Source organism: Streptomyces sp. NPDC093225 (assembly GCF_044753805.1).
Classification (GTDB): Bacteria; Actinomycetota; Actinomycetes; order Streptomycetales; family Streptomycetaceae; genus Streptomyces.
Genome location: NZ_JBIVNX010000079.1, coordinates 1 through 26,545 on the forward strand (window position 1 = coordinate 1; position 26,545 = coordinate 26,545).

General features: G+C 71.9%; 26 protein-coding genes. 16 read left to right on the forward strand and 10 right to left on the reverse strand.

All coding sequences use genetic code 11. The features are described 5' to 3' along the window. Window positions 1–211: 211 nt before the first annotated feature. Together ACIQCH_RS36410 and ACIQCH_RS36415 are read right to left on the reverse strand one after the other, a co-directional pair. The gene (locus tag ACIQCH_RS36410) at window positions 212–682 is read right to left on the reverse strand and encodes an NUDIX domain-containing protein (protein WP_402588297.1); all 471 of its coding nucleotides are present in this window, start codon (window positions 680–682) and stop codon (window positions 212–214) included. Window positions 683–686: 4 nt separating this feature from the next. After that, a complete protein-coding gene (locus ACIQCH_RS36415; RefSeq protein WP_402588299.1) occupies window positions 687–1,427 on the reverse strand; it encodes a DUF5919 domain-containing protein in 741 nt (246 codons plus the stop codon). Between the two features lie 309 nt (window positions 1,428–1,736). Here ACIQCH_RS36415 and ACIQCH_RS36420 point away from each other — a divergent pair, with 309 nt between their 5' ends. Both ACIQCH_RS36420 and ACIQCH_RS36425 read left to right on the forward strand, forming a co-directional pair. Next, complete coding sequence (locus tag ACIQCH_RS36420; protein WP_402588301.1) at window positions 1,737–1,964, forward strand: hypothetical protein; 228 nt, start codon at window positions 1,737–1,739, stop codon at window positions 1,962–1,964. Between the two features lie 132 nt (window positions 1,965–2,096). Next, a complete protein-coding gene (locus ACIQCH_RS36425; protein ID WP_402588303.1) occupies window positions 2,097–3,047 on the forward strand; it encodes a 1-aminocyclopropane-1-carboxylate deaminase/D-cysteine desulfhydrase in 951 nt (316 codons plus the stop codon). 300 nt (window positions 3,048–3,347) lie between these two features. Here the strand turns inward: ACIQCH_RS36425 and ACIQCH_RS36430 are convergent, their stop codons facing one another. Then, complete coding sequence (locus ACIQCH_RS36430) at window positions 3,348–4,955, reverse strand: Na+/H+ antiporter (RefSeq protein ID WP_402588305.1); 1,608 nt, start codon at window positions 4,953–4,955, stop codon at window positions 3,348–3,350. Between the two features lie 87 nt (window positions 4,956–5,042). On the opposite strand from ACIQCH_RS36430, the gene ACIQCH_RS36435 reads away from it, so the two are divergent. The 3 genes from ACIQCH_RS36435 (at window position 5,043) to ACIQCH_RS36445 (ending at window position 6,986) form a co-directional block, all read left to right on the forward strand. Next, on the forward strand, window positions 5,043–5,303 hold the full coding sequence (locus ACIQCH_RS36435; RefSeq protein ID WP_402588307.1) for a UBP-type zinc finger domain-containing protein: 261 nt from the start codon (window positions 5,043–5,045) through the stop codon (window positions 5,301–5,303). Between the two features lie 295 nt (window positions 5,304–5,598). Next, a complete protein-coding gene (locus ACIQCH_RS36440) occupies window positions 5,599–6,012 on the forward strand; it encodes an anti-sigma regulatory factor (protein WP_030207196.1) in 414 nt (137 codons plus the stop codon). Next, on the forward strand, window positions 6,009–6,986 hold the full coding sequence (locus ACIQCH_RS36445) for an RNA polymerase sigma factor SigF (RefSeq protein WP_402588308.1): 978 nt from the start codon (window positions 6,009–6,011) through the stop codon (window positions 6,984–6,986). The genes ACIQCH_RS36440 and ACIQCH_RS36445 overlap by 4 nt, the downstream gene beginning before the upstream one ends. 94 nt (window positions 6,987–7,080) lie before the next feature. Here ACIQCH_RS36445 and ACIQCH_RS36450 read toward each other — a convergent pair whose 3' ends face one another. Then, complete coding sequence (locus ACIQCH_RS36450) at window positions 7,081–7,524, reverse strand: hypothetical protein (protein ID WP_402588310.1); 444 nt, start codon at window positions 7,522–7,524, stop codon at window positions 7,081–7,083. A gap of 72 nt (window positions 7,525–7,596) precedes the next feature. On the opposite strand from ACIQCH_RS36450, the gene ACIQCH_RS36455 reads away from it, so the two are divergent. After that, a complete protein-coding gene (locus tag ACIQCH_RS36455; protein ID WP_402588312.1) occupies window positions 7,597–8,565 on the forward strand; it encodes a diacylglycerol/lipid kinase family protein in 969 nt (322 codons plus the stop codon). Between the two features lie 315 nt (window positions 8,566–8,880). Then, window positions 8,881–9,138, forward strand: coding sequence for a WhiB family transcriptional regulator (locus ACIQCH_RS36460; RefSeq protein WP_003953983.1), 258 nt, complete (start codon window positions 8,881–8,883; stop codon window positions 9,136–9,138). A 172-nt stretch (window positions 9,139–9,310) separates the two neighbouring features. Here the strand turns inward: ACIQCH_RS36460 and ACIQCH_RS36465 are convergent, their stop codons facing one another. The 4 genes from ACIQCH_RS36465 to ACIQCH_RS36480 all read right to left on the reverse strand — a co-directional run bounded on the left by ACIQCH_RS36465 (window position 9,311) and on the right by ACIQCH_RS36480 (window position 13,748). After that, entirely contained in the window at window positions 9,311–10,780 is a 1,470-nt protein-coding gene (locus ACIQCH_RS36465) for a sensor histidine kinase (protein WP_030207178.1), read from the reverse strand. A gap of 381 nt (window positions 10,781–11,161) precedes the next feature. Beyond that, window positions 11,162–11,752, reverse strand: a complete 591-nt coding sequence (locus ACIQCH_RS36470; protein ID WP_402588314.1) for an N-acetylmuramoyl-L-alanine amidase — start codon at window positions 11,750–11,752, stop codon at window positions 11,162–11,164. Window positions 11,753–11,939: 187 nt separating this feature from the next. Further along, window positions 11,940–13,130, reverse strand: a complete 1,191-nt coding sequence (locus ACIQCH_RS36475) for a globin domain-containing protein (RefSeq protein ID WP_402588316.1) — start codon at window positions 13,128–13,130, stop codon at window positions 11,940–11,942. Between the two features lie 147 nt (window positions 13,131–13,277). Next, window positions 13,278–13,748, reverse strand: coding sequence for an RrF2 family transcriptional regulator (locus tag ACIQCH_RS36480; RefSeq protein ID WP_402588318.1), 471 nt, complete (start codon window positions 13,746–13,748; stop codon window positions 13,278–13,280). Between the two features lie 207 nt (window positions 13,749–13,955). Between ACIQCH_RS36480 and ACIQCH_RS36485 the strand changes: the two genes are divergently transcribed. The 3 genes from ACIQCH_RS36485 to ACIQCH_RS36495 all read left to right on the forward strand — a co-directional run bounded on the left by ACIQCH_RS36485 (window position 13,956) and on the right by ACIQCH_RS36495 (window position 17,182). Next, the gene (locus tag ACIQCH_RS36485) at window positions 13,956–15,362 is read left to right on the forward strand and encodes a family 2B encapsulin nanocompartment shell protein (RefSeq protein ID WP_402588320.1); all 1,407 of its coding nucleotides are present in this window, start codon (window positions 13,956–13,958) and stop codon (window positions 15,360–15,362) included. A gap of 23 nt (window positions 15,363–15,385) precedes the next feature. Beyond that, window positions 15,386–16,414, forward strand: a complete 1,029-nt coding sequence (locus ACIQCH_RS36490; RefSeq protein WP_402588322.1) for a family 2 encapsulin nanocompartment cargo protein polyprenyl transferase — start codon at window positions 15,386–15,388, stop codon at window positions 16,412–16,414. Window positions 16,415–16,579: 165 nt separating this feature from the next. Beyond that, the gene (locus ACIQCH_RS36495; RefSeq protein ID WP_402588324.1) at window positions 16,580–17,182 is read left to right on the forward strand and encodes a GNAT family N-acetyltransferase; all 603 of its coding nucleotides are present in this window, start codon (window positions 16,580–16,582) and stop codon (window positions 17,180–17,182) included. Window positions 17,183–17,686: 504 nt separating this feature from the next. On the opposite strand, the gene snpA is transcribed toward ACIQCH_RS36495, so the two are convergent. Then, window positions 17,687–18,355 carry a snapalysin gene (gene snpA / locus ACIQCH_RS36500; protein ID WP_402588326.1) on the reverse strand — a complete coding sequence of 223 codons (669 nt, stop codon included), beginning with the start codon at window positions 18,353–18,355 and terminating at the stop codon, window positions 17,687–17,689. A 193-nt stretch (window positions 18,356–18,548) separates the two neighbouring features. On the opposite strand from snpA, the gene ACIQCH_RS36505 reads away from it, so the two are divergent. The 3 genes from ACIQCH_RS36505 to ACIQCH_RS36515 all read left to right on the forward strand — a co-directional run bounded on the left by ACIQCH_RS36505 (window position 18,549) and on the right by ACIQCH_RS36515 (window position 21,806). Next, window positions 18,549–19,484: a LysR family transcriptional regulator gene (locus ACIQCH_RS36505; protein ID WP_402588327.1), complete on the forward strand. Its 936-nt coding sequence runs from the start codon at window positions 18,549–18,551 to the stop codon at window positions 19,482–19,484. Between the two features lie 494 nt (window positions 19,485–19,978). Then, complete coding sequence (locus ACIQCH_RS36510; RefSeq protein WP_402588329.1) at window positions 19,979–20,878, forward strand: DUF4097 family beta strand repeat-containing protein; 900 nt, start codon at window positions 19,979–19,981, stop codon at window positions 20,876–20,878. 1 nt (window position 20,879) lies between these two features. Continuing rightward, a complete protein-coding gene (locus ACIQCH_RS36515; RefSeq protein WP_402588331.1) occupies window positions 20,880–21,806 on the forward strand; it encodes a helix-turn-helix transcriptional regulator in 927 nt (308 codons plus the stop codon). A gap of 81 nt (window positions 21,807–21,887) precedes the next feature. Here the strand turns inward: ACIQCH_RS36515 and ACIQCH_RS36520 are convergent, their stop codons facing one another. Continuing rightward, window positions 21,888–23,087 carry an NADP-dependent malic enzyme gene (locus tag ACIQCH_RS36520; RefSeq protein WP_402588333.1) on the reverse strand — a complete coding sequence of 400 codons (1,200 nt, stop codon included), beginning with the start codon at window positions 23,085–23,087 and terminating at the stop codon, window positions 21,888–21,890. Between the two features lie 532 nt (window positions 23,088–23,619). On the opposite strand from ACIQCH_RS36520, the gene ACIQCH_RS36525 reads away from it, so the two are divergent. From ACIQCH_RS36525 to ACIQCH_RS36535, 3 genes are read left to right on the forward strand one after another with little or no spacing between them, the layout of a single operon-like run. Beyond that, window positions 23,620–24,576 (forward strand): ABC transporter substrate-binding protein, encoded by a 957-nt coding sequence (locus ACIQCH_RS36525; protein WP_402588335.1) that lies wholly within the window; start codon window positions 23,620–23,622, stop codon window positions 24,574–24,576. A gap of 29 nt (window positions 24,577–24,605) precedes the next feature. Continuing rightward, a complete protein-coding gene (locus ACIQCH_RS36530; RefSeq protein WP_402588337.1) occupies window positions 24,606–25,553 on the forward strand; it encodes an amino acid ABC transporter permease in 948 nt (315 codons plus the stop codon). Continuing rightward, on the forward strand, window positions 25,550–26,317 hold the full coding sequence (locus ACIQCH_RS36535) for an amino acid ABC transporter ATP-binding protein (protein WP_402588339.1): 768 nt from the start codon (window positions 25,550–25,552) through the stop codon (window positions 26,315–26,317). Before ACIQCH_RS36530 ends, ACIQCH_RS36535 begins: the two co-directional genes overlap by 4 nt. Window positions 26,318–26,545: the final 228 nt, after the last annotated feature.

Below are 26,545 nucleotides of genomic sequence, written 5' to 3' on the forward strand. Positions count from 1 at the left end.
GTGGGGGGGGGGGGGCCGCCGCGCCCCCCCCCCCCCCCCCCCCCGTGGGGACCCACGCACCACGGGACCCACCCCCGAAGCGAGCCCACCCCACCCCGGGCCGCCCCCACAAGGCCACCAGCCCACCCGGCCACCCGGCCACCCACCAAGCCGAAGGGGAACGACCACAGGACGACCCGTACCCCCCGGGTGGCAGCCGCCAGAGCTGTGCTCAGCCGAGGTAGGGCGTCGGCCGATGTTCCAGGAAATGGTGGATACGGAGCCGTTGGGTGTGATGCATGGGCAGAGTCCCCAGCTCGGCCGGCTCCACGAAGCGGAGTTCCGTGCTCTCGTCCGAGATCGCCAGCGCGCCCCCGATGATGCGGGCCGTGAAGCAGACGTTGAACTGGCGGCGGACCTCGCCGTCGCTGTACTCGATGATGTGCTTCGGGTCCGTGTACGTGCCGACCAGTCCCGTGACCTCCACGTCGAGCCCGGTCTCCTCCTTGACCTCCCGGACGGCCGTGCCGGGGAGGGAGTCCGTGAGGTCCATCCCTCCGCCGGGGAGGGCCCACAGGTCGTTGTCGCGGCGCCGTTGCAGCAGGATGCGGCCCCGGTCGTCCGTGACGACGGCGGAGGCCGCCACGACCATGCTGTTCGGCTCGGGAGCGTGGAGGTCGTCGTAGTACTCGGTCCGGGCCATCGGGTCATTCCTCCACGGGACGGGCCGTCCCCCACACCGCGTCGAAGCTCTCCGCGTAGGTGTCGAACATCCCCCCGGCTTCGTGGCGCCGAAGGTGCCACACGGGCGCACCGTACGCGTTCACACCCCAGACGTGGGCATTGACCAGGACTTCGCCATCCGCCCGGTAGAGGCTGTTGTAGAGGGTCGTGCCGTGTGTTCGCAGCTCGATGCCGGGAACGCCGACCAAGGGTCGGTAGTGCATGAGGGCGAGACGGCAACGGGATTCGATGCCGTGCCCGAATCGCTCCTCCTGTCCGCGCCGCCGGACGGTCTCGCTGTCCGGGTCACCGATGGCGATCCGGACCGCGCAGCCATCCGCCGCACGTTCCCGAAGGACTTCGCCGAGCCGGGGATACGCCTCGTGCAGGTAGACCGCCGCGTAGACCAACACGTCGATCCGCTCGCGAGCTGTCGTCAGCAGGTCCACGAACACGGAGACGGGAAGGTCCGCTCGCTGGTCGTACAGCGCCACCAGTTCGGGGCTGACGGCCCGCGCGGCACGGGCCTGTCTCAGCACCGGCCATAGTGCGTGGACGTCCTCGCCCAGTGTCTCGGCAGCCAACAGCGCCGTTGCCCGCCGTGGAGTGCGTCCGAGGTTGACCCAGCGTTCCACGCTCTTCGGGTCGACGCCCGTGGCGCTCGCCAGGGACGCGTGGGTCCAGCCACCGGATGCCATCAAGGCCCTTAACCGCTCGTTCTGCATGGGGACGTTCTACAGGCCGTGGGACGTCCCGAAGTGGGAAACGTACGAGGTTCCCCCGTCCTGATCACCACGGCGACGATCCCGGTACCAGCGAGGTACGAAGGGATCCGGAATGGTGCGGGGATTGTGGCAGCAGGTCGAACAGTGTGATCCGTTTCCCGTGCCCGACCCCGATCCGACGGACCCGACGTGCGGCGTCTGTGCTGCCCTGGTCGTACAGCGCACCGAGTACCACCGGCTTCGGGACCGGTCGGGGGTCGTGGACTGCAACGTCGAGATCCGTCAGCACCCGCACACGAAGGTGAGCCGATGACCCGCGCCGTGCTGCGCTACGTCCCCCACGCCATCCGCCACGCCCCGGAAGGCGGGGTGACCTACGAGGCGTTCTGCGTCGCCGAAGGCTGCGGAGCCGAGTCGGGCGCGCACGACGAACAGGAAGGAGCGCAGGACTGGGCGCTCCGGCACGCCGGGCGGACCGGGCACGACCTGTTCCGGCGCGTGTTCACCGATCACGCCCGGGTCAGCCGCGACGCGTAGACCCCGCCCCGCCGGGCGACGGCGAGCAAGGCGGTCCAGCACGTCGGCCCCGGCCCCGCTCGCACGGCCCGCTCTGTGTGGGTGGGGCCCTGACGTGCGACGGCGAGGACGGGAGCGCCCCACAATGGACGGGTGAACCGCCCCGCGAACCTTGACGTGCTCCTGCAGCCGCGCCCGCCGTCCCCGTTGCAGGAGATCCATGACGAGCGGTTCGAGCGGCACGGCGTCCGCCTGCTGCTGAAGCGGGACGACCTGATCCACACCACCGTTCCGTGGGACATGGACGTACGTGGACCAATGGATCTTTACCCTGCCGGCAACAAGTGGCGAAAGCTTTCGCTGAACCTCGCCGAGGCCGGCGCGCAGGGCCGCCGCACGCTCGTCACGTTTGGCGGGGCGTACTCCAACCACCTGCGGGCCACCGCCGCTGCCGGCCGGCTGCTCGGCTTCGCGACCGTGGGCGTCGTACGCGGCGACGAACTCGCCGACCGGCCCCTGAACCCCTCCCTCGCCCGCTGCGCCGCCGACGGCATGCGGCTGCACTTCGTGCCGCGCGGCGACTACCGGCGCAAGGCCGAGCCCGACGTGCTCGCGCGGCTGCTGCGGGACGCCCGCGCCGAGGACGCCTACGTCGTCCCCGAGGGCGGTAGCAACGCCCTCGCCGTCCGTGGCTGCCAGGAGCTCGGCGCGGAGCTGCGCGGCCTCGTCGACGTCGCGGCCGTGGCCTGCGGCACCGGCGGGACCCTCGCCGGCCTGGCCGCCGGCCTCGGCCCCGACCAGCGGGCGCTCGGCGTGCCCGTGCTGCGGGGCGACTTCCTCGGGGCGGAGGTACGGGCCCTGCAGGACGCGGCCTTCGGCGGGCCGCGGGGCCGCTGGGCGCTGGAGGGGCGGTTCCATTTCGGCGGCTACGCCCGGACCAGTGCCGAACTCGAGGCCTTCGCGGCCGACTTCGAGGAGCGGCACGGGCTGCGCGTCGAGCGGGTCTACGTCGCGAAGCTGCTGTACGCCCTCGTGGCGCTCGCGGCCGAGGGGGCGTTTCCCCGTGGGACGCGGCTCGCCGCCGTGATCACCGGCGCGCCGTAGGGGGGCCCGGGGGCCCTGCGGGGCGGTCGCCCCTCCCCGCCCCTTCCCGCAACCGTGGCTCGCGACCACGGACGCCGCCCCACCGGGCTCCGCCCGGGAATCCCCGGCGTTCCGCGCCGGGTGCGCTCGAACGCCGCGCGGGCTGGATTCTGCCCCCACCGCCGACACGTCCAGCCAGGCGGCGAAAGGGGGCAGCTCCAGCCCCGCGGCGTTTGAGGCGCGGGGTCTGTGGCCGAGACCGGGCCCCAGCCCGGCGGGCGCCTGAGGCGCAGGACTCGGGCCGGCGCCCCGGCAGACGGGTCAGTCCGCCGACTCCCGGTACGCGGCGGCCTCCTCCAGGTCCAGGCGGCGCAGCAGCGTACGGAGCATCTCGTCGTCGATCCGCCGCTTGTCGCGCAGGTCCACGAAGACCTCCCGCTCCGCCTCGATCATCTCCCGCGACAGCCGCCGGTAGGTGTCGTCGGCCGACTCGCCCGTCTCCGCGTTCACCGCGCCCAGCCGCTCCCACACCGCGTTCCGGCGCCGCTCCAGCACCGTGCGCAGCCGGTCGGCCAGTGGCTTCGGCAGGGCGTTGCGCGGGTCCTCCAGCAGCTCGTCCAGCCGGCTCTCGGCCGCCAGCGACGCCGTGTTCTGGGCCTGCGCCTCCATCAGGGTCTGCTGCTGCGCGTCGGGTGGCGGCAGTCGCAGCACCCGGATGAGCACCGGCAGCGTCAGGCCCTGCACCGCCAGCGTGCCGATCACCGTCGTGAACGTCAGGAACAGGATCAGGTTCCGGGCCGGGAACGGCTCGCCCCCCTCCAGCGCCAGCGGGATCGAGAACGCCACCGCCAGCGACACCACCCCTCGCATCCCCGCCCAGCCCACGACCACCGCGGACTTCCCCGACAGGTCGTCCGGCGCGGGCACCCGCGTCCGGCTCCGGCGCGACAGCAGCCGCGGCACGAAGGCCGCCGGCAGCACCCACACGAACCGGGCGGCCACCACCACCAGGAACACCGCCAGTGCGTACCAGGCCGCGTCCGCCCCCTGGTACGCGCCCAGCCCCTCCAGCACCACCGGCAGTTGGAGGCCGATCAGCGCGAACACCACGGACTCCAGCACGAAGGCGACCATCTTCCACACCGCCTCCTCCTGGAGCCGCGTGGCGAAGTCCACCTGCCAGTTGCGGTGCCCGAGGTACAGCGCGACCACCACCACCGCCAACACCCCGGACGCGTGCACCCGCTCGGCCGCCGCGTACGCCACGAACGGGATCAGCAGCGACAGCGTGTTCTGCAGCAGGGCGCTGCTGAGGTGGGTGCGCAGCCAGTGCAGCGGGACCATCAGCAGCAGGCCCACCCCCACCCCGCCCACCGAGGCCAGCAGGAACTCGGCGATCCCGCCCGCCCAGCCGGCGCTCTCCCCGACCACCGCGGCCAGCGCCACCTTGTACGCGGTGATCGCGGTGGCGTCGTTCACCAGGGACTCGCCCTGCAGGATCGTCGTGATGCGGCCCGGCAGCCGCAGCCGGCGGGCGATCGCGGTGGCGGCCACGGCGTCCGGCGGCGCCACCACGGCGCCCAGCACCAGCGCCGCCGACAGCGGCAGCCCCGGCACCAGCAGGTACGCCACCCACCCCACGACCAGCGTCGCGAAGAGCACGTACCCGATCGACAGCATCGCCACCGGCCGCGCGTTGGCCCGCAGGTCCAGGTACGAGGAGTCGACCGCGGCCGTGTACAGCAGCGGCGGCAGCAGCAGCGGCAGCACGATGTGCGGGTCCAGCCCGTACGGGGGGACCCCGGGCAGGTACGAGACGGCCAGCCCGACCACCACGAGCAGGAGCGGTGCCGGTACCGGCGTCCGGCGGGCGATTCCGGCGACGACGGCGCTCCCCGCCACCAGCCACACCAGCGGCAATGCGTCCATCGCGGCTCCGTTCTCCCTCCACCCGCCCGACCCCGCCGACCCCGTACACCGACGGCGCTGCCACCGTACCGACGTACGCTGGCCATCATGAGCGACTGCCCCCACCTTCCCGTACTGCCGCGCCCCGAGCCCGTGCCGCAGGGCATGACCTGTGCCGAGTGCGTGGCGGCCGGGACGGACCCCGTGCAGCTGCGGATGTGTCTGGAGTGCGGGAAGGTGGCCTGCTGCGACTCGTCCCCGCTGCGGCACGCCACGGCCCACTACGCCGAGACCGGCCACCCCGTGATGCGCAGCCACGAGCCGGGCGAGACGTGGCGCTGGTGCTACGTGGACTGCGCCCTGGTGTGACCCCTGGTGCGGCCCCTGGTACGCCCCCTCTTCGGGTACGTCCGGGCCGGCGCTCCCCCGGTCCCTCGGCCGTGCTGCGGGGACCGTGTTCCGGAGGTCGTGTGAGGCCCCTGGCGGCGGGGTAGGTCAACCCTCCGCCGGTTCCCCCGATTTGGGACCGCACACCCCTAGCCACTGTGCGTACCCGTGGGCTTACCATCAGTCACGTCCGCGGGATGGGGGCGCCGCGACACGACCGCTCGGATCGCGATAGCGTCACCGGCGAACTTCAGCTCGTACCACCTTGGAGGTGAGGGTGTCCCAGATCGCGGGCGAGCCCGGGACCCAGGACTTCGTCGAAGTCCGGCTGCCGGCCGCGGGTGCATACCTGTCGGTGCTGCGTACGGCCACGGCCGGCCTCGCGGCACGTTTGGACTTCACCCTCGACGAGATCGAGGATTTGCGTATCGCGGTCGACGAGGCGTGCGCGATCCTGCTCCAGCAGGCCGTCCCCGGCTCCGTCCTCAGCTGTGTCTTCCGGCTGGTGGACGACTCACTGGAGGTGACCGTGACCGCGCCGACCACGGACGGGCGCGCCCCGGAGCGCGACACGTTCGCCTGGACCGTGCTGTCCGCGCTGGCGGGCAAGGTCGAGTCGACGGTCGCCGAGGACCGGACCGTCAGTATCAGCCTCTACAAACAGCGCGGCGCGGGACCCGGTCCGGCGTGAGCGGCGAGGAGGCCCCGGTGCGGGGCGCGGGGGTCCCTCCGGACGAGGTCCGGGGGCGGCCACGGGTGGCGCATGCCGCCGGCGGGGGCATCCCGGAGCAGCAGCACGCCCGGCCGCACCCCGCGGACGACGGCTTTTTGGACTCGGCGGAGCGACGGGCGGGCCCTATGAGCGAGAACGAGCAATCCGACAACGAGGTGGCGGCAGGGGCGAGCGATCCGCGCGACCGCAGTGGGGCGCGGGCGCTGTTCGTCGAGCTGCGGGGGCTCCCCGAGGGTTCCCCGGAGCGGGCGGAGCTGCGCAACCGGCTGGTGCGGATGCACCTGCCGCTGGTGGAGCACCTGGCGCGGCGGTTCCGCAACCGCGGCGAGCCGCTGGACGACCTGACCCAGGTGGCCACCATCGGCCTGATCAAGTCGGTGGACCGGTTCGACCCGGACCGCGGGGTCGAGTTCTCCACGTACGCCACCCCGACGGTGGTCGGCGAGATCAAGCGGCACTTCCGTGACAAGGGCTGGGCCGTACGGGTCCCGCGGCGCCTCCAGGAGCTGCGGCTGGCGCTGACCACGGCCACCGCGGAACTCTCCCAGCAGCACGGTCGCTCGCCGACGGTCCACGAGCTCGCGGAGCGGCTGGGCATCTCCGAGGAGGAGGTGCTGGAGGGGCTGGAGTCGGCCAACGCTTACAGCACGCTGTCGCTGGACGTGCCGGACACGGACGACGAGTCCCCGGCGGTGGCGGACACCCTGGGCGCGGAGGACGAGGCGCTGGAGGGGGTCGAGTACCGCGAGTCCCTCAAGCCGCTGCTGGAGGGGCTGCCGCCGCGGGAGAAGCGGATCCTGCTGCTGCGGTTCTTCGGCAACATGACCCAGTCGCAGATCGCGCAGGAGGTCGGCATCTCGCAGATGCACGTCTCGCGGCTGCTGGCCAGGACGCTGGCGCAGCTGCGGGACAAGCTCCTCGTGGAGGAGTGAGGGCGTACGCGTGCCGGGCCGGCGGACGGTCCCGGAACGACGGATCCTCCGGGGAGGAAGCAGTCCTCCGCGGGGGATCCGTCGTTCGTGGGTCCTACTCGGTCCCGGCGGTCGCCGTGGTGGTCAGGGCCAGCGTGGTCTCCGGATGGACCAGCAGCCAGGCGACGGTGCCGGCGGCGGCGGCCAGCGCGGCCGCGGCGGCGATCATGGCCCCGCCCGTCTGGTACAGGGTCCACGCCACCGGGAGCGCCATCACCTGGGTGATCATGGCGGGTCCGCGGCTCCACTTGCGGCGCAGCCGCAGTCCGCGGGCGGCGGCCAGCGGCAGTGCGGCGAGGGCGATGAGCGTGATGCCGCCGGTCTCCGCCTGCTGGACGGAGTCGACGTGCCCGAGGACGCCGGCCAGCAGCATCCAGACGCCGAGGCCCGCGAGCGCGAGGCCCTCCAGCGCCGTCAGTGCCGCGGCGGCGGTCAGCCGGGCGGGCACCGGGCCGGGGGCGGCGGGCTCCGCGGGGGTGGGGGTCTGCTTCGTACTCACCCCAGCAGGGTAGCCGCGGGTGACGGGCGACCCGCCTGTGCGCCGTGGTGACGGGTGGGTAATCTGGCGCTCATGCGTGCACTTCTCGTGGTCAATCCGGCGGCTACCACCACCAGTGCGCGCGTGCGCGACGTCCTGATCCACGCCCTGGCCAGCGAGATGAAGCTGGAGGCGGTGACCACCGAGTACCGGGGGCACGCGCGCGACCTGGGCCGGAAGGCGGCGCAGGGCGGCGACGTCGACCTGGTGGTCGCGCTCGGCGGGGACGGCACGGTCAACGAGGTCGTGAACGGACTGCTGCACGAGGGTCCGGACCCCGACCGGCTGCCCGGTCTGGCCGTGGTGCCCGGCGGATCCACCAACGTGTTCGCGCGGGCGCTCGGGCTGCCGAACGACCCGGTCGAGGCGACCGGCGCGATCCTGGACGCGCTGCGCGAGCGGCGGGAGCGGACCGTGGGGCTGGGCCTGGCGGCGGGTGCCCCGGGTACCGAGGACGAGTCGGTGCCGGAGCGCTGGTTCACCTTCTGCGCGGGCTTCGGCTTCGACGCGGGGGTCGTGGGCCGGGTGGAGCAGCAGCGCGAGCGCGGGAAGCGTTCGACGCACGCCCTGTACGTACGGCAGCTCGTACGCCAGTTCCTCGAGGAGCCGAACCGGCGGCACGGCATGATCACGCTGGAGCGGCCGGACGCCGAGCCGGTTCGTGACCTCGTGCTGTCGATAGTGTGCAACACGTCGCCGTGGACCTATTTGGGCAACAAGCCCCTGTACGCGTCCCCGGAGGCGTCCTTCGACACCGCACTTGACGTGCTTGGCCTGGACCGTTTGTCAACTCCGGCGATCGCGCGGTACGCGACACAGCTCCTGACCTCGACTCCTGAGCGCGGCCCGCAGGGCAAGCACGCGGTCACTCTGCACGATCTGACGGACTTCACCTTGCATTCGAAGGCGCCCCTTCCCTTCCAGATGGACGGGGACCACCTCGGACTGCGTACGAGCGTGCGGTTCACAGGCGTACGCCGTGCACTGCGTGTGATTGTGTGAGTAGAAGAGCCCAAAGTCCTTTCAGTCGAACGTTTAGGCGCGGGTCCACCCCATAGAAGTACGGCTGTGACCTAGTCGACACCGACGAATCAAAAAAAACTTTCCGGAAGGGGTTGTATCCCCGTCCGAGGTTTGCGAATCTCTACATGGCGATCGGGACAGCCCGCACAACCGGCCCCCATGACCGCCAGAACCCCTCCACGAATCGGACCGCACCAGGTAACACCTGGGCGTCGGCCCTTCCCTCGCGTAGGGATTCGTGAAAGCGTTCACATTCACAAGCACCGTGCAAGACACACAAGAGAGGTAGCAGCCATGGACTGGCGTCACAACGCCGTTTGTCGTGAGGAAGACCCCGAGCTGTTCTTCCCCATCGGCAACACCGGTCCTGCGCTGCTGCAGATCGAGGAAGCCAAGGCCGTCTGCCGCCGCTGCCCCGTCATGGAGCAGTGCCTGCAGTGGGCGCTCGAGTCCGGCCAGGACTCCGGCGTCTGGGGCGGCCTCAGCGAGGACGAGCGCCGCGCCATGAAGCGCCGCGCCGCTCGCAACCGGGCGCGCAACGCCAGCGCCTGACATCGACTTTCGAGCCTCGAGCCGCAGCGCGTAGCACCCGTAGCGCTCAGCAACGTGCTCTTGGGCCCCGGACCGTAGCCACGGTCCGGGGCTCAGTGCTGTGCGGGGGCCGCGGCCGCCGGAACCGCCGTGATCACACTGCGTGACCGGCCCTCCCGGGCCGGTTCCGCGGCTACTTCTGGGACGTCGCCGGGACGTCGAGGACCACCTTGGTGCCGCCGTCGGGGCCGGGGAGCATGTCGAAGCTGCCGCCCAGCTCGCCCTCGACGAGCGTCCGTACGATCTGCAGCCCCAGGTTCCCCGCCCGCTGCGGGTCGAACCCCTCGGGCAGGCCGCGCCCGTCGTCCAGCACGGTGATCAGCAGCCGCTGGTCGTCGCGACCGTGGCCGCTGCGGGACGCGGAGACCTCGACCGTGCCGCGCTCGCCCGGGGCGAAGGCGTGCTCCAGCGCGTTCTGCAGGATCTCGGTCAGCACCATCGACAGCGGGGTGGCGACCTCCGCGTCAAGGATGCCGAACCGGCCGAGCCGCCGGCAGTCCACCTTGCCCGGTGAGATCTCCGCGACCATCGCGATCACGCGGTCGGCGATCTCGTCGAACTCCACCCGCTCGTCCAGGTTCTGGGACAGCGTCTCGTGGACGATGGCGATCGAACCGACCCGCCGCACCGCCTCGTTGAGCGCCTCGCGGCCCTGGGGGGAGTCCATCCGGCGGGCCTGCAGGCGCAGCAGCGCCGCAACCGTCTGGAGGTTGTTCTTCACCCGGTGGTGGATCTCCCGGATGGTGGCGTCCTTGGTGATCAACTCCCGCTCGCGGCGGCGGAGTTCGGTCACGTCCCGGCACAGGACCAGAGAACCGATCCGGGTCCCCTTGGGCTTGAGCGGAATCGCCCGGAGCTGGATCACCCCGCCGTTCGCCTCGATCTCCGTCTCGCGCGGGGCCCAGCCGCTGGCCAGCTTGACCAGGGCCTCGTCGACCGGTCCGCGGGAGGGGGCGAGCTCGGCGGTGATGGTGCCCAGGTGCTGGCCGACCAGGTCGGAGGCCAGGCCCAGGCGGTGGTAGGCGGAGAGCGCGTTGGGGGAGGCGTACGTGACCACGCCCTCGGCGTCCAGGCGGATCAACCCGTCGCCGACCCGCGGCGAGGCGTCCATGTCGACCTGCTGGCCCGGGAACGGGAACGTTCCGGCGGCGATCATCTGCGCCAGGTCGGAGGCGGACTGCAGGTAGGTCAGCTCCAGCCGGCTCGGCGTCCGCACCGTCAGCAGGTTCGTGTTGCGGGCGATCACCCCGAGGACCCGGCCCTCGCGCCGTACCGGGATCGACTCCACGCGGACCGGCACCTCCTCGCGCCACTCCGGGTCGCCCTCGCGCACGATCCGGCCCTCGTCGAGCGCCGCGTCGAGCAGCGGGCGGCGGCCGCGCGGCACCAGGTGGCCGACCATGTCGTCCTGGTAGGAGGTGGGCCCGGTGTTCGGGCGCATCTGCGCGACCGAGACGTACCGGGTGCCGTCCAGGGTGGGAACCCACAGCACGAGGTCGGCGAACGAGAGGTCGGAGAGCAGCTGCCACTCGGAGACGAGCATGTGCAGCCACTCCAGCTCGGTCTCGCTGAGCGCGGTGTGCTGGCGTACGAGGTCGTTCATGGATGGCACATGGCCGAGGGTACCTGGGCTTTCGCTGGGAGAATCGCCGTGGGGAATACCCAGACCGGGGGTGTGCCGCGTATGTTGGAGGAAGTGACGGGCCGCCGGTCCCTGTTCTTGGATGGACAGGGCAGAATGGTCTAGTCCACAATGCTCGTGTCATCGCAAGGTGATGCGACATGCTTCCGCCCTCCCCGCACAGGAGGACGGAGCGAGGTACGCCGCGCGTTCTGCCCTGACCGCGCAGGTGGCCTCCCCACCGGCCGCAGGGACCGCACACCCTTCGGCCGAAGCAACTCCGGGCTGCGGTGCCGGGCGGGTTGAGGGTCCCGTCCGACACCGTGGCCCTGGGGCTTTTCCGGGGCCCGGTCGCGGGCCCGGTCACTTCAGGCGCTCCCGGACCCGGGCCCGCAGCGAGGCCATCGTGAAGCCCAGCGGGTCGACCTTCCCCGGCTGCCACTCCCGGTGTCCGATCACCGAGCGCTCCGTCCAGCCGTGGCGGCGGCAGACGGCGGCCGCGGCCCGGGCGATGGCGTCGAGCTGCACGGCCGGCCAGGGGTCCTCCCCGTCGCCGAGGTTCTCGCACTCGAAACCGTAGAAGTAGCGGTTGCCGTCGGTGCCGCGCTCGTTGTCGGGCGGCAGCCCCTTCTCGGCGATCACCGCCGCCAGCACGTCGTGGTCGCCGGAACCCGCGTGGTTGGTGCGGCCGTAGCCGACCAGGTGCACCCTGCCGTCCTTGGTGATCACGCCGTGGCAGAGCGGGCCGGGCAGGCGGCTGTCACCGTCACGGCAGAGCGCGACCGTGTACGCGGTGCCGCGGGTGACCGTGTGGTGGATCATCACCCCGTGGACGGGGCCCCACAGGCCCTTGTGGTTGCGGTTGTGGGTGCGCCAGTGGCCCACCTCCACCACCGTCAGGCCCTCGCCGACCAGCGCCCGTTTGAACCCGTCCGCGGACATGGGCTGGGACATCGCCGCCTCCTTCGCCGACGTGGCGGGCGCCCGGACGCGCACCGCCTCGTACGGCGGGTGTACCGGAAGTAGAAGTTCCGGCAAACCTCGTTCGGTTACCGTGCGAGCCGATTCGGACACGGTACGTGAGGGGATGGGCGTGGAGCCGCGCCCCGTGGGGCGGGGGGCGCGGCGCCGCGGGGCACGGTCAGGACGCGAGCCAGAGGTCCGGGCCGAAGACCTCGTAGTGGATGTCGGCGGCCGGGACCCCCTGTGCCAGCAGCTGCTCGCGCACCGCGCGCATGAAGGGCAGCGGCCCGCACAGGTAGGCCCGGGTGCCCGGGGCCAGCGGCGGGAGGGCGTCGAGGTCGGCCAGCCCCGTGCGGTCGCCCTCCTCGGCGTCCTGCTCGTAGAAGAAGTGCGCGGCCGCGTCGGCGAGCTTGCCGGTCAGCCGGCGGTGGTCGGCGCGCAGCGCGTGGTCGGCGGGGGAGCGGTCGGCGTGCACGACGGCCACCGGCGCCCGGTGCCCGCTCTCCGCGAGGTGCTCCAGCATCGACAGCATCGGGGTGCAGCCGATCCCGGCGGAGGCGAGCAGCACGGGGGCGGTCGAGTCGGCGAGGACCAGGTCGCCGTACGGGGCGGAGATCCGCAGGGTGTCGCCGGCCCGGACGTGCGCGTGCAGGTGGTTCGACACCTCGCCGTCCGGGGTGGCGCCGCCGTGGACCCGCTTGACGGTGACGGCGCGCACCGGGGAACCGGGTGCGGTGGAGAGGCTGTACTGGCGGATCTGGCGGGCGCCGTCGGCCAGCGTCACCTGGACGGAGACGTACTGGCCGGCCCGGAAGGCGGGGGCGGGGGCGCCGTCCGCCGGGACCAGCTGGAACGTGGCGCAGTCGACGGTCTCCTCGATCCGGCCGACCACCCGCCACTCCCGCCACACGTCGCCCGCGGTGACCTGCTGCTCGGCGTAGAGCCGGGCCTCGATGGCGACCAGGGCGTTCGCCATCAGCCAGTAGACCTCGTCCCACGCCGCGGCGACCTCGGGGGTGACGGCCTCGCCGAGCACCTCCACGATCGCGGCGAAGAGGTGCTCGTGGACGACCGCGTACTGCTCGCGCGTGACGCCGAGGGAGGCGTGCTTGTGCGCGATGCGGTTCAGCATCACGTCGGGGCGGGTGTCGGGGTGCTCGACGAGGTGGGTGGCGAAGGCGGCTATCGAACCGGCCAGTGCCTGCTTCTGGAGGCCGGCCGCCTGGTTGCCGCGGTTGAACAGGTCGCGCAGCAGCTCCGGGTGGGCGGTGAACAGCCGAGCGTAGAAGAGTTCCGTGATCTCGCCGATGGCCGCCCCGACGGCGGGGAGGGTGGCGCGGACGGTCGCGGTCGACTTCTCGGAAAGCAACGGGGGCTCCTCACAATAATTGGTATCTGAGATACGTATTTTTGGGTGTGGGCGAGTGGGTGAGTGGGTGCGGGTGAGTAGGTGTGGGGGTGGGCATGTGTGCGAGACGGGCGCGGGTGGGGCCGCGCGGGGGTGGTTACCGGCCAATCACGGGCCGGGTGGTGGCGATCCCGTCGACGGGCGGCCCGTACCTCCGGTGAGGCCGATCAGCAGCGGGCCGGTCGGGGCCGTCACCAGTTCCTCGACGGTCAGCGGGTCCAGGGTGGCGAAGAACGCCTCCTGGGCCCGGCGCAGCGCGCCGCGCAGTCGGCACGCGGAGGCCAGCGGGCAGGGCTCGGTGCCCTCGCAGTCCACGACGTCGCCCGCACCCTCGAGTTCACGCACGACGCCGCCCACCGAGGCGGTCCGGCCGGCGGGGGTGAGCGTGAGTCCGCCGCCGCGGCCGCGCCGGGCCTCGACCAGTCCGAGGTGCTGCAGCCTGGCGACCACCTTGGCGGTGTGCGTGTAGGGGACCTGCATGGTCGCCGCCACGTCGCGGGTGGTGGGGAGGTCGTCCCGTTCGACCGCGAGGCGCATGAGGACCCGCAGCGCCAGATCGGTGAATCGCGTCAGCCGCATGCCCACACCCTAGAAAACTTGCATCTCGTAATCAAGTTAAGGTCTGGCCGGAAGTCGTGGGTCGTGGGGGAGTTGGGCGGCGACGGCGTGAACCTCACAGGTTGCCCACACCCACACGGAGTAGTCCCACCCTTTTGTGTAATGGTCCCACCGCCGATCGCGCTGAAAGGCTTCTGCGGCAGCTCCGCGTGATCAAAGGGGAATGAGATGTCGGTCCAGGCAGGTTCCGAAACTCGCGAGGGCCAGCCGCAGCGCAGCCTCGGTACCGCGGCGGCACGGAACTTGGCAACCACGACCAAGTCCGCGCCGCAGATGCAGGAGATCACCTCCCGGTGGCTCCTGAAGAAGCTCCCGTGGGTCCCCGTGCAGGGTGGTACGTACCGGGTCAACCGGCGCCTGAGCTACTCCGTCGGCGACGGCCGCGTCACCTTCGTCAAGACCGGCGACCGGGTCCAGGTGATTCCCGCGGAGCTCGGCGAACTGCCGCTGCTGCGCGACTACGAGGACCTCGACGTCCTCACCGAGCTGGCACAGCGCTGCCGCCAGCGCGACTTCGAGGCCGGCGAGGAGCTCACCTCCTTCGGCAGCCGCGCCGAGGAGGTCTACCTCCTCGCCCACGGCCGCATCGACCAGGTCGGCCCCGGCCCGTACGGGGACGACGCCGTCGTCGGCACCGTCGCCGACGGCTCGTACTTCGGCGAGCAGAGCCTCACCGACGGCGAGGCGATCTGGGAGTACACCGCCCGGGCCGCCACCTCCGGTACCGCGCTCGTCCTGACCCGCCAGGACTTCCTGCTGCTCGCCGACCGCGTCGAGTCCCTCGGCCGGCACGTCGCCCGCGTCCGCAGCCTCCCCGCCCAGCGCACCAACAAGTTCGGCGAGGCCGCCATCGACCTCTCCGCCGGCCACGTCGGCGAGGCCGAGCTGCCCGGCACCTTCGTGGACTACGACGCCCGCCCGCGCGAGTACGAGCTGAGCATCGCCCAGACCGTGCTGCGCGTGCACACCCGCGTCGCGGACCTCTACAACCAGCCGATGAACCAGACCGAGCAGCAGCTGCGGCTGACCGTCGAGGCGCTGCGCGAGCGCCAAGAGCACGAGATGGTCAACAACCGCGACTTCGGCCTGCTCCACAACGCGGAGTACGACCAGCGGATCCAGCCGCACGACGGCGTCCCCAGCCCCGACGACATGGACCAGCTGCTCAGCATGCGCCGCGGGTCGAAGATGTTCCTCGCCCACCCCAAGGCCATCGCCGCCTTCGGCCGCGAGTGCAACAAGCGCGGCATCTACCCCACCCCGGTCGAGGTGGACGGACACCACGTGCCGGCCTGGCGCGGGGTGCCCATCTTCCCCTGCAGCAAGATCCCGGTCAGCGACGCCCGCACCACCTCGATCCTGTGCCTGCGCACCGGCGAGGACGAACAGGGCGTGGTCGGCCTGCACCAGCCCGGCATCCCCGACGAGCTGGAACCCAGCCTGTCCGTCCGCTTCATGGGCATCAACGAGCAGGCGATCATCTCCTACCTCGTCACCGCCTACTTCTCCGCCGCCGTGCTGGTGCCCGACGCCCTCGGCGTGCTGGAGAACGTCGAGATCGGCCGTTGGCGCTGAGCCCGGCGGTCGGAGGGGACGCCATGGCGACCACCGGGATCCAGGGGCACGAGGCCGCGGCCCTGCTGGAGCGGACGAGGGAAGCGGTCGACCCCGAACTACGACGGACCGTGGAACAGCTCCCCGGTCCCCTGCGCCGCGTCGCGCAGTACCACTTCGGCTGGGTGCACGCGGACGGCGGCGCGGCCGCCGGCCGGGCGGGCAAGGCCATCCGGCCCGCGCTCGTCCTGGCGGCGGCCGAGGCCCTGGGCGGCCGGGCCGAGGACGCGGTCCGGCCGGCCGCCGCGGTGGAGCTGGTGCACAACTTCACGCTGCTCCACGACGACATCATCGACGAGGACTCCCGGCGTCGCGGACGCCCGACGGCCTGGACGGTGTTCGGGCTACCGGACGCCCTCCTGGCCGGGGACGCCATGCTGGCGCACGCCCTGCGCGGCCTCGCCCGGGACCCGCACCCGGCGGCCGCGAGGGCCTCCGCCCGGCTCGCGGCCTGCGTCGTCGAACTGTGCGCCGGCCAGCAGGCGGACTGCGCCTTCGAGGAGCGGGCCGACGTCGACCTCGACGAGTGCCTGACCATGGCCCTCGCCAAGACCGGAGCCCTGCTCGGCTGCTCCTGCGCCCTCGGCGCGCTCTACGCGGGCGCGGGGGAGGAGGAGGTCGAGGCCATGGACGCCTTCGGGCGGGAGGCGGGGCTCGCGTTCCAGCTCATCGACGACCTGATCGGCATCTGGGGCGACCCGGAGCACACCGGCAAGCCCGCCGGCGCCGACCTGGCCGCCCGCAAGAAGTCCCTGCCCGTGGTGGCCGCGCTCACCTCGGGCACCCCGGCCGGCGCCGACCTGGCGCGCCTGTACGCCGGGCCGATGAAGGGGGCGGACGTCCGGCTGGCCGCCGAGGCCGTCGAGCGGGCGGGCGGCCGCGACTGGGCGCAGGCGCACGCCGCGGACCGCATGGGCCGGGCGGTGCAGCAGCTCTCGCGGGCCGTCCCCGACCTCGGGGCGGCGGGCGGACTGCTGGCCCTGGCGGAGTTCGTGACGCGGCGCACGCACTGAGGGGGTGCTGATGTCGGGAGGGGCTCGTCCGCTGACCGTTTCCGGTCATGCGGGCGGGCCCCTCGTGCCGTCCAACTCTAGGATCGGACCCGCATGTTGACCCGGCGGCCGCAGTGGCCCGGGCATCGATCGCGAGCGGTACGGCGACGGAAGGACGGACGAGCGGTGGCGCTGGAGATACGGCAGGCGGGACCCGAGGACCGGGACGCGGTGGCGGGGCTGCTGGACGAGGCCTTCCAGGACGACCCGGTGAGCAGCTGGGTCTTCCCGGACCCGGAGCACCGGCGTGCCGTGCACGGCAAGTTCCTCGGGGTGTTCGTCGACGTCACCCTGGCCGAGGGGCGGATCGACTACGCCGCGGACGGCTCGGCCGCCGCCCTGTGGATGCGGGTGCCGGCCGGCGAGCACGAGCCGGCGGCGGACGACGTCGACGTACCGGCGCTCATGCGGGCGACGGCCGACCCCGACAACGAGCGGTGCGAGACGGTGGGCCGCCTGATGGACGAGCTGCACCCCACGCACGAGGAGCACGAGTACCTGCTGATGATCGCGGTCGACCCCGCCCGCCAGGGCGAGGGCCTGGGCACCGAGCTGATCCGGCCGGTGCTCGAGCGCTGCGACCGCGAGGGCGTGGCGGCGTACCTGGAGGCGAGCAGCGCGCGCAGCGTGCCGCTGTACGAGCGGCTGGGCTTCGAGGCCACGGGCACGCCCGTGCAGCTCCCGGACGGGCCGCAGATGGTGCCGATGTGGCGCAAGCCGCGGGGGTGAGCGGCGGGGCGCGTGCGGTGCCGGGGTGACCGGTGGTCGGTTCGGAGGGACGCCCGGGCCTTCGGGGCCTACCGTGGGGATATGGCAGGCGGAGAGGGTGTGACGGGGGCACGGGGTACGGCAGGCGGGCCGGGTGGGTCCGGCGGGCCGGGTGGGTCCGGTGGGCCGGGTGTGCCTGGTGGGTACGGCGACGGAGACGCCGGTGGGCGGACGTCGTCGGCCTCGGGTGACGCGGAGCAGCCGCCGGAGCCGCACCTGCGCAACGCGCCCGGCCAGCCGCGCCACTGCGCCGCGTGCGGCACACCGGTGGACGAGGTGGTCCACCGGCACAAGACGCTCGGTGCCTACGTGCCCGCGTGGGGCCCGGGGCCCTGCCGGAACCCTGACTGCCCTGCGTACGGGTCCGAGCACGGCACCGGGGCCGGGCACCGGACGGGCTGAGGCCCGCGCCGCTGGTGCCCGGCCCCGGTCAGGGCCGGTCGGGCCGGTGCGGCCCGGTCGGCCTCAGCCCTTCGTGGCGGTGGCCGCCAGACCGTAGCGCCAGAGCTGGTCGACGCGGGAGCGCTCGTTCGCGTTCGGGTACGCGTTCGTGCAGGACGTCCCCGGGCCGCCGCCCGACATCAGCTCGCTGCACGGACCCGAGTAGTGGTCGGGCAGCCCGAGCACGTGCCCGGTCTCGTGGGCGGTCACGCGGGTGGAGTTGTACTGCTGGTTCTGGCGGTAGTCGAGGAACACGTAGCCGCTGCCGTGCCCGTCGGTGCTCGCGTACGAACCCCGCGAGTCGTTGCCCTCGTAGTAGGCGAAGTCGTAGCCGCTGCTGGACTCGGCGAGCTTCACGTTGGCGACCGAGCCGTTCCAGATCTGCGCGCTGCGGGCTATCTGGGTGCGGAAGCTGGGGGCGTTTCGGGTGCTGTAGTAGACCGTGACGGACGCGGCGGCGCCGGGGTGCGCGGCGCGGCGGGCGGCCACCGACTTCATGACGGCCTGGAAGAACGCCCGGTTGGCGGCCGCGTTCTCCTTCGAGCGCTCGTACGCCGTGTAGGAGGCGGTTGCGGCGGTGGTCCGGCCGGCCTGCGGGGCGGGTGCCGCGGCGGCGGTGGCGGGGACCGCGCCCAGGGCGGCGGCGAGGCCCAGGCCGATGGCGGACGCTAAGACGGTGCGGGGACGACGCATGGTGCGGCTCCTGATCCGGTGTGGGGGGTGGATCGTTCCGCTACCGGAGTGTGGGGGAGCCGCCGGGGCCGGCGGATGATGCCATCACGTGATAACCCGGAGGTATCACCGTCGCCAACTCCCGTGAAATTGGCGGAAAGAGATGCTTCGATGGTGGCTGGTGTGCCTTTGGGGACCGCTTTACGCTCGGTGCATGGAGCTCGAGGTGAGGCACCTGCGCGCCCTGTGCGCCATCGCCGAGACGGGCAGCCTGCACAAGGCGGCCCGTCAGCTCGGCGTCAGCCAGCCTTCCTTGACGACCCAACTGCGCCGGATCGAACGGGCCCTGGACGGTGAGCTGTTCCTGCGCGAGCGCACCGGCTGCCGGCCCACGCCGCTCGGGCGTACGGTCCTCGGTCACGCCCGCCCGCTGCTGGACGGCATGGCCTCCCTGGTCGCCGAGGCACGGGCGGCCGCGCTCGGCCCCCGGCTGCGGATCGGCTCCACCGCCAGCCGCGCCCTCCCCGGCTGGCTCCGGCGGCTGCGGCGGCGACTTCCGGACACCGAGACCTCATTGATGGTCGACGTTTCGGCCAGCGCCCTGCTGCGGATGGTCGCGGCGGGGCAACTGGACGTGGCCTTCGTCCACGAGGTGGAGGGCAGCCCGCTGCGGGTGCCGGCGGGGGTCGAGGTGCGCGTGCTGGTCGAGCGGGAGCCGCAGTTCGTCTCCATGGCCCGTGACCATCCCGCGGCCCGGCAGGCGGTGGTCGACCTCGCCGACCTGGCGGGCGACCGGTGGATGGTGGACCCGTCGGTGGACGGCGAATGGGCCGGGCTGCGGCGGGTCCTGACGGACGCGGGGCTGGATCCGGCGTACCTGCACGGGGACTACCACTCGGCCGCCTCGCTGATCGCCACGGGTGAGGCGGTGGCGCCGTGCCAGCCCACGTCCGGGCCGCGGTCGGACCTGGCGATCCGGCCGCTCCGGGGGGACCCGCTGGGCGTGCGGCTGCTGTTGGCCTCGGCGCCGGGCGTCGACCCGGAGGTCTACGTCGACCTCCGGGCCTCCTACCGCGAGGCGGCGCTGCGGGTGGAGGCGTACCGGGCCTGGCTGCGGCGGCAGGGGAGTCCGTTGCTCGGGGCGGGGTAGGTGGGGCTCCGCGGGCCTTGTGGGGGCGCCTCGTGGGGCTGCGTTGTGAGCCTCCTTGTGCGGGGTCGCTGCCGTCCGGTTCGCGGGGGTTCGCCGCCGTCCGGCTTGTGCGGTTGTGCTCGGACTGCTGCCGCCGTGTAGGTGGCCGGGGCTTCGTGGGGTGTGGGTCCCGTGGCGTGTGGGTCCCCTCGGCGCTTGACGCGTCATGGCCTGCAGGCCCTGCGGCAGGCCCACCCCTGGGGCTTCGGGGCTTCGCCCTGGCCTTCGGCCACCCCAGGCCCGGGCCTGCCTCCGGACCAGCCTGCCATGACGCGTCAAGCGCCTCCCCCACACACCACGGGACCCACGGCACCGCGACCGACGGCCTCGTCGTCCCGGGTCGGTCTGCGGAGGGCGGGGCGTGCTTGACTTCGCGAGGGCGCGATATATCGTGTCTTGCGGGAGACGCGATATGTTGCGTCGCTCTTGGCCCCGATCCGAGGAGGATCAGCACGATGACCCAGTCGACGTGGACGGTCTCCGAGCCGCAGAAGCTTTCCTTCGACGCGCCGGTGGCGGAGGTCAGGGTCCGTGTCGTGAACGGCACGGTGAACGTCGTCGCCACCGAGGACGACGGACCCGCACGGCTGGAGGTCGGTCGGATCGACGGACCGCCGCTGATCGTCACGCACGAGCACGGCACGCTGACGGTCGCGTACGAGGACATGTCCTGGAAGGGCTTCCTCAAGAGCTTCGAGAAGAACGGCTTCAGCCGTGAGAGCTGGCAGCGCAGTGCCGAGGTCACCCTGACCGTGCCGGCCGCGGCCCGGGTCGAGCTCGGGGCGGTGGGCGCCGCCGTGGTGGTGTCCGGCATCCGGGGCGGTACCGAGGTCAAGGGAGTCAGTGGGGACACCGCGCTGGTCGGCCTGGCCGGCGCGGTGCGCGCCGACACCGTCTCCGGCGACGTGGAGGCCCAGTCCGTGACCGGTGAGCTGCGGTTCAAGTCCGTTTCCGGCGACCTGACCGTGGTCGACGGGGCCGGGGCGTCCGTACGTGCCGACTCGGTCAGCGGCGACATGGTGCTCGACCTGGACCCGGCGGCGGGACCCGCCGACATCGCGTTGACCTCCGTCTCCGGCGAGGTGGCCATCCGGCTCCCGCACCCGGCGGACGCGCGGGTCGAGGCACACACCGCCAGCGGGTCGGTGCGGACGGCGTTCGAGGACCTGCGGGTCAGCGGCCAGTGGGGTGCCAAGCGCGTCACGGGCACCCTCGGCGCGGGCACCGGCACGCTGCGGGCCTCCACCGTCTCGGGCGCCATCGCGCTGCTGCGCCGGCCGGCGGCGGACCCCGACCCCTTCACCGACGCCGGTGGCCCCGACACCCCGCTCGCCCTCGACAAGAAGGTGCTCTGACATGCCGCCCGTCTTCGCCCACGGCCGTCTGCGCCTGTACCTGCTCAAGCTCCTCGACGAGGCCCCGCGCCACGGCTACGAGGTGATCCGGATCCTGGAGGAGCGGTTCCAGGGCCTGTACGCGCCCTCCGCCGGCACCGTCTACCCGCGGCTGGCCAAGCTGGAGGCGGAGGGGCTCGTCACCCACACCACGGAGGGCGGGCGCAAGGTCTACTCGATCACCGACGCCGGCCGCGAGGAGCTGGCCGGTCGCGGCGGTGAGCTGGCCGACCTGGAGCTGGAGATCCGCGAGTCGGTCTCCGAGCTGGCCGCCGAGATACGCGACGACGTCCGCGGGGCAGCCGGGAACCTGCGGCGCGAGATGCGGGCGGCGGCCGCCGGGGCCGAACAGCGGCACGAGGAGACCTTCGCCGACAGCGAGGCCTGGCAGCACGCCAAGGAGGAGCTGCGCAAGGCCCGGCAGGAGTGGAAGGAGCAGGCCCGCCGGGCGAAGGACGAGAGCCGGCGTGCCCGGGAGGAGGCCAAGCAGGCCCGCCGCCAGGCCAAGGAGGCCCAGGACCGGGCCCGGGACGACGTCCAGCGGATCGCCCGGCAGCTGCAGGAGCAGTTCGCGCGGTCGGGCATGAAGGACGGGCTGAGCGACCTCACCACGCAGCTCGGCGGCTTTGCGCGGGGCGCCGCGGACGCCTTCCTCAAGCAGGACGGGCCGGCCCCGTCGGACGCGGCGGCCGACGCGGCGGGCTGGGCGGCCGACGCCGGGTCCACCGGCGACCCGGGCCGCGACCTGGACCGGCTGCTCGACCGGTTCCGCGACGACGTCCGCGACGCGGCCCGTGACCACGGCGTCACGCAGGAGCAGCTCGCCGCGGCCCGGGCCCGGCTCGCCGAGGCCGCCACCGCCATCGGCGCGGTCCTGCGCGGCCGGTAGGGGCGCCCCCTCCCGCTCGAACGAAAGGGCCCCGGCGCCGGAGATCCCTCCGGTGCCGGGGCCCTTCGCGGGTTCCGGGCGTTACGCGCGGGCCACGCCGTCGGCGCGGGCGGCGGCGGCGACCGCGGCGGTGACCGCCTCGGCGACGCGCTCGTCGAACGGCGACGGGATGACGTAGTCGGCGGCGAGCTCGTCACCGACGACGCCGGCGATGGCGTCCGCCGCGGCGATCTTCATGTTCTCCGTGATGCGGGAGGCGCGCACCTTGAAGGCGCCCGCGAAGATGCCGGGGAAGGCCAGCACGTTGTTGATCTGGTTCGGGAAGTCGCTGCGGCCGGTCGCCACGACGGCCGCGTACTTGTGCGCGACGTCGGGGTGGACCTCCGGGTTCGGGTTGGCCATGGCGAAGACGAAGGAGTCCTTCGCCATCGTGGCCACGGCCTCCTCGCCGACCGAGCCGCCGGAGACGCCGATGAACACGTCCGCGCCCTCGAGGGCCGACTCGAGCGAGCCGGTGCGGCCCGTCTTGTTCGTGAGGGAGGCGATCTCGGCCTTGACGTCGGTGAGGTCCGTACGGTCGGCGGAGACGACGCCCTTGCGGTCGGTGACGCACACGTCGCCGATGCCCGCGTCGACCAGGATCTTGGCGATCGCGATGCCCGCCGCGCCGGCGCCCGCGATCACCGCGCGCAGGTCGCCCAGCGTGCGGCCGGTGAGCTTGGCGGCGTTGCGCAGGGCGGCCAGGGTCACGACGGCCGTGCCGTGCTGGTCGTCGTGGAAGATCGGGATGTCGAGGGCCTCCTGGAGGCGGCGCTCGATCTCGAAGCAGCGCGGCGCCGAGATGTCCTCGAGGTTCACTCCGCCGAACGAGGGGGCGAGGCGGATCACGGTCTCGACGATCTCGTCCGTGTCCTTGGTGGCGAGCGCGATCGGGACCGCGTCCACGCCGGCGAACTGCTTGAACAGGATGGCCTTGCCCTCCATCACGGGGAGGGAGGCCTCGGGCCCGATGTCACCGAGGCCCAGCACCGCGGTCCCGTCGGTCACGACGGCCACGACGTTGGACTTCCAGGTGTACTCGTGGACCAGCTCGGGCTGCTCGGCGATGGCGGTGCACACCTTCGCCACGCCCGGCGTGTACGCCAGGGACAGGTCGTCCTTGTCGCGGACCGGGACGGTGGCCTCGATGGCCATCTTGCCGCCGCGGTGCAGCGCGAAGACGGCGTCCGGATTATTGTCCGTGACGCTGTCGCTGCGAGGATTGACGATCTCCGCTGCCACTTCTTTGACCCCTTAAGTCTTCATAGTTGAGGGTGACTCCACTCCTGGGTCAGGGGTGGGCGGGCACCGCGTTCGAGCTCCGATATCGGCCGGCGGGTGAGCCCGCCTCCCTCGGAGGGGAGGTTTCGTACGCGCGGGCGCGCCGCACACGCGCCCTGAGCCCCGGATGAGGGGTGTAAGGATCTGTTGTACCCGAAGAGCCTCGTCCAGACGACTCGATTGCTGGTCGATCCTATGGGCATTGTCCGGTTTCGCCGTTAAGTCCGGCAGCCCTGGTCCACAGGTCGAGACGAGCAGTAAAAAGCACGGCTCCAAGGGGGTTACGCGCCAGAAACTTCGGCGACGATCACCCTTGTCCGCAGGCATGTTGGACAACTCCGGGCACCCGTTATCCGATTTTGACCTGGCTGGCCGTCCGATTCCCGAGGTCCGAATGGCAAGATGCGGAATCACACGAGGTCGCGACACTCGAAGGTGCGTGCCGGACCTCCTTTTCGGCCGCTGTCCATCCCCATGCCGGAGGAACACGCTCATGACCGCAAGCACCACCCGTCGTACGACCGCCACCCGGTCCCGCATCGCCGCGGTCGGCGCCGTCGCGGTCGCAGGCAGCCTCCTGCTGGCCGGCTGTGGCGACCAGACCGATGCGGGCAGCAGCTCGTCGTCGTCCGAGTCCCCGGCCTCCAGCGCCGCCCCGCTCTTCGCGAAGCTGCCGAAGAAGTACCAGGACTCCAAGGTCATCAAGATCGGCACGGACGCCGCGTACGCCCCCATGGAGTTCACCGAGGGCGGCAAGATCGTCGGCGTCGACCCCGACCTCGCCGAGGCGCTGGGCAAGCAGCTCGGTGTCAAGATGGAGATGGTCTCGGGCACCTTCGACGGTCTGATCACCTCGATCTACACCGGCCGCCAGGACCTGATCATGTCCTCGATGACCGACAACAAGAAGCGCCAGGAGGGTCTGGACGACTCCGGCAAGAAGATCGGCAAGGGCATCGACTTCGTCGACTACTTCTCGTCCGGCGTCTCGCTGCTGGTCAAGAAGGGCAACCCGCAGGGCGTCAAGTCCCTCGACGACCTCTGCGGCAAGACCGTCGCCGTCCAGCGCGGCACGATCTACGAGGACACCTTCAAGGCCCAGGCCACGAAGTGCGGTGCCAAGAAGCTCACGATCCAGGCCTTCGACACCGACGCCGAGGCCCAGACCCGCGTCAAGGCCGGCGGCGCCGTCGCCGACCTGAACGACTACCCGGTCGCGGCGTACATCGCCAAGACCTCCGGCGGCGGCAACGACTTCGAGGTCGCCGGCAGCCAGGCGGACGTCGGCCTCTTCGGCATCGGCGTCTCCAAGGACAACACCCAGCTCCGTGACGCCGTCAAGGAAGCCCTCGACGCGATCATCAAGGACGGCTCCTACGCCAAGGTCCTGGAGAAGTGGAACGTCAAGGACAGCGCGGTCACCCAGGCGACCGTCAACGCCGGCAAGTGATCTCCGCGCTCCACTGAAGGGCAGTCATTGTGACTGACAAGATCGACAAGGGCTCGGCCGCCGCTCCGGCCGGGCCCGGCGCCTCGGGAGTTCCGTTCGAGGCGATCAAGGCCATCCCCGTGCGCCACTGGGGCCGCTACGTCAGTGCCGTAGTGGTCGTGGCCCTCCTCGGCTGGCTCCTCTACGCCTTCTCCCAGGGCAACATCATCTGGGACACGGTGTGGGACAAGCTCTTCGACCCCTCGGTCCTGAGCGGTCTCTGGAAGACCATCGTGATCAGCGTGGCCTCCATGGCCCTCGGCCTGGTCCTCGGCATCCTCTTCGCGGTGATGCGCCTTTCGAAGAACCCGGTCACCGGGGCCGTCTCCTGGCTCTACATCTGGTTCTTCCGCGGCACGCCGGTGTACGTGCAGCTGCTCGTCTGGTTCAACCTCTCGCTGATCTTCCAGTACCTCAACCTGGGACCGATCTACAAGAACGAGATGGTCGACGTCATGACCCCGTTCATGGTCGCGCTCCTGGGCCTCGGCCTGAACGAGGGCGCGTACATGGCGGAGATCGTCCGGGCCGGTATCCAGTCGGTCGACGAGGGTCAGACCGAGGCCGCCCACGCGCTCGGCATGTCGCAGACCAAGACCATGTGGCGGGTCGTCCTGCCGCAGGCCATGCGGGTGATCGTGCCGCCCACGGGCAACGAGTTCATCAACATGCTCAAGACGTCGTCGCTGGTCTCGGCCGTCCAGTACACCGAGCTCCTGCGCGCCTCGTCCAACATCGGCAACACGGCCGGCGCCGTCATGGAGATGCTCTTCGTGGCCTCCATCTGGTACCTGGTCCTGACCAGCATCTTCAGCGTCGGCCAGTACTACCTGGAGCGCCGCTTCGCCCGCGGCTCCATCCGTAACCTGCCGCCCACCCCGTTCCAGCGGCTGAAGGCCAACCTGAACATGTTCCGCCGTACGGAGGTCGCCCGATGAGCGTCCAGCCGATGGTCAAGGCCGAAGGCGTCCACAAGTCCTACGGCGCCGCCCACATCCTGCGCGGGATCGACCTCGAGGTCGCCCCCCGCGAGGTCTTCTGCCTGGTCGGCCCGTCCGGCTCCGGCAAGTCCACCTTCCTGCGCTGCATCAACCACCTGGAGCGCATCAACGGCGGCCGTCTCTCGGTCGACGGCCACCTGGTGGGCTACAAGCAGAAGGGCGACAAGCTCTACGAGCTGAAGGACAGCGAGGTCGCCGCCCAGCGCCGCGACATCGGCATGGTCTTCCAGCGCTTCAACCTGTTCCCCCACATGACGGCGATAGAGAACGTCATGGAGGCCCCGGTCCAGGTGAAGCGGGAGTCCAAGGCGGTGGCTCGTGAGCGTGCCGTCCGCCTGCTCGACCGCGTGGGCCTGGGCGACAAGGGGAACAACTACCCCTCGCAGCTCTCCGGTGGTCAGCAGCAGCGTGTGGCGATCGCCCGTGCGCTGGCGATGGAGCCGAAGCTCATGCTGTTCGACGAGCCGACGTCCGCGCTCGACCCCGAGCTCGTCGGCGACGTCCTCGACGTCATGCGGGACCTCGCCGAGTCGGGCATGACCATGATCGTGGTCACGCACGAGATGGGCTTCGCCCGCGAGGTCGGCGACAACCTGGTCTTCATGGACGGCGGTGTCGTGGTCGAGTCCGGCCACCCGCGCGACGTCCTGACCAACCCGCAGCACGACCGCACCAAGGCGTTCCTTTCCAAGGTGCTCTAGTCGGTCGTTCGAGTCGATCGTTGTTGTTGGTCGCTCGATTCGGTTCGTGTGGCAGGGGCGGTACGGGTCTTCCGTACCGCCCCTGCGGCGTTTGTGCGGGCCGGGGCTGCTGAGCTGGGCGGTGTCGGGGTGGGCTCTGGCTTCGTGGGGCCGTCCCGTGGTGTGTGGGTCCCCTCGCCTCTTGACCCGTCATGGCCTGCAGGCCCTGCGGCAGGCCCACCCCTGGGG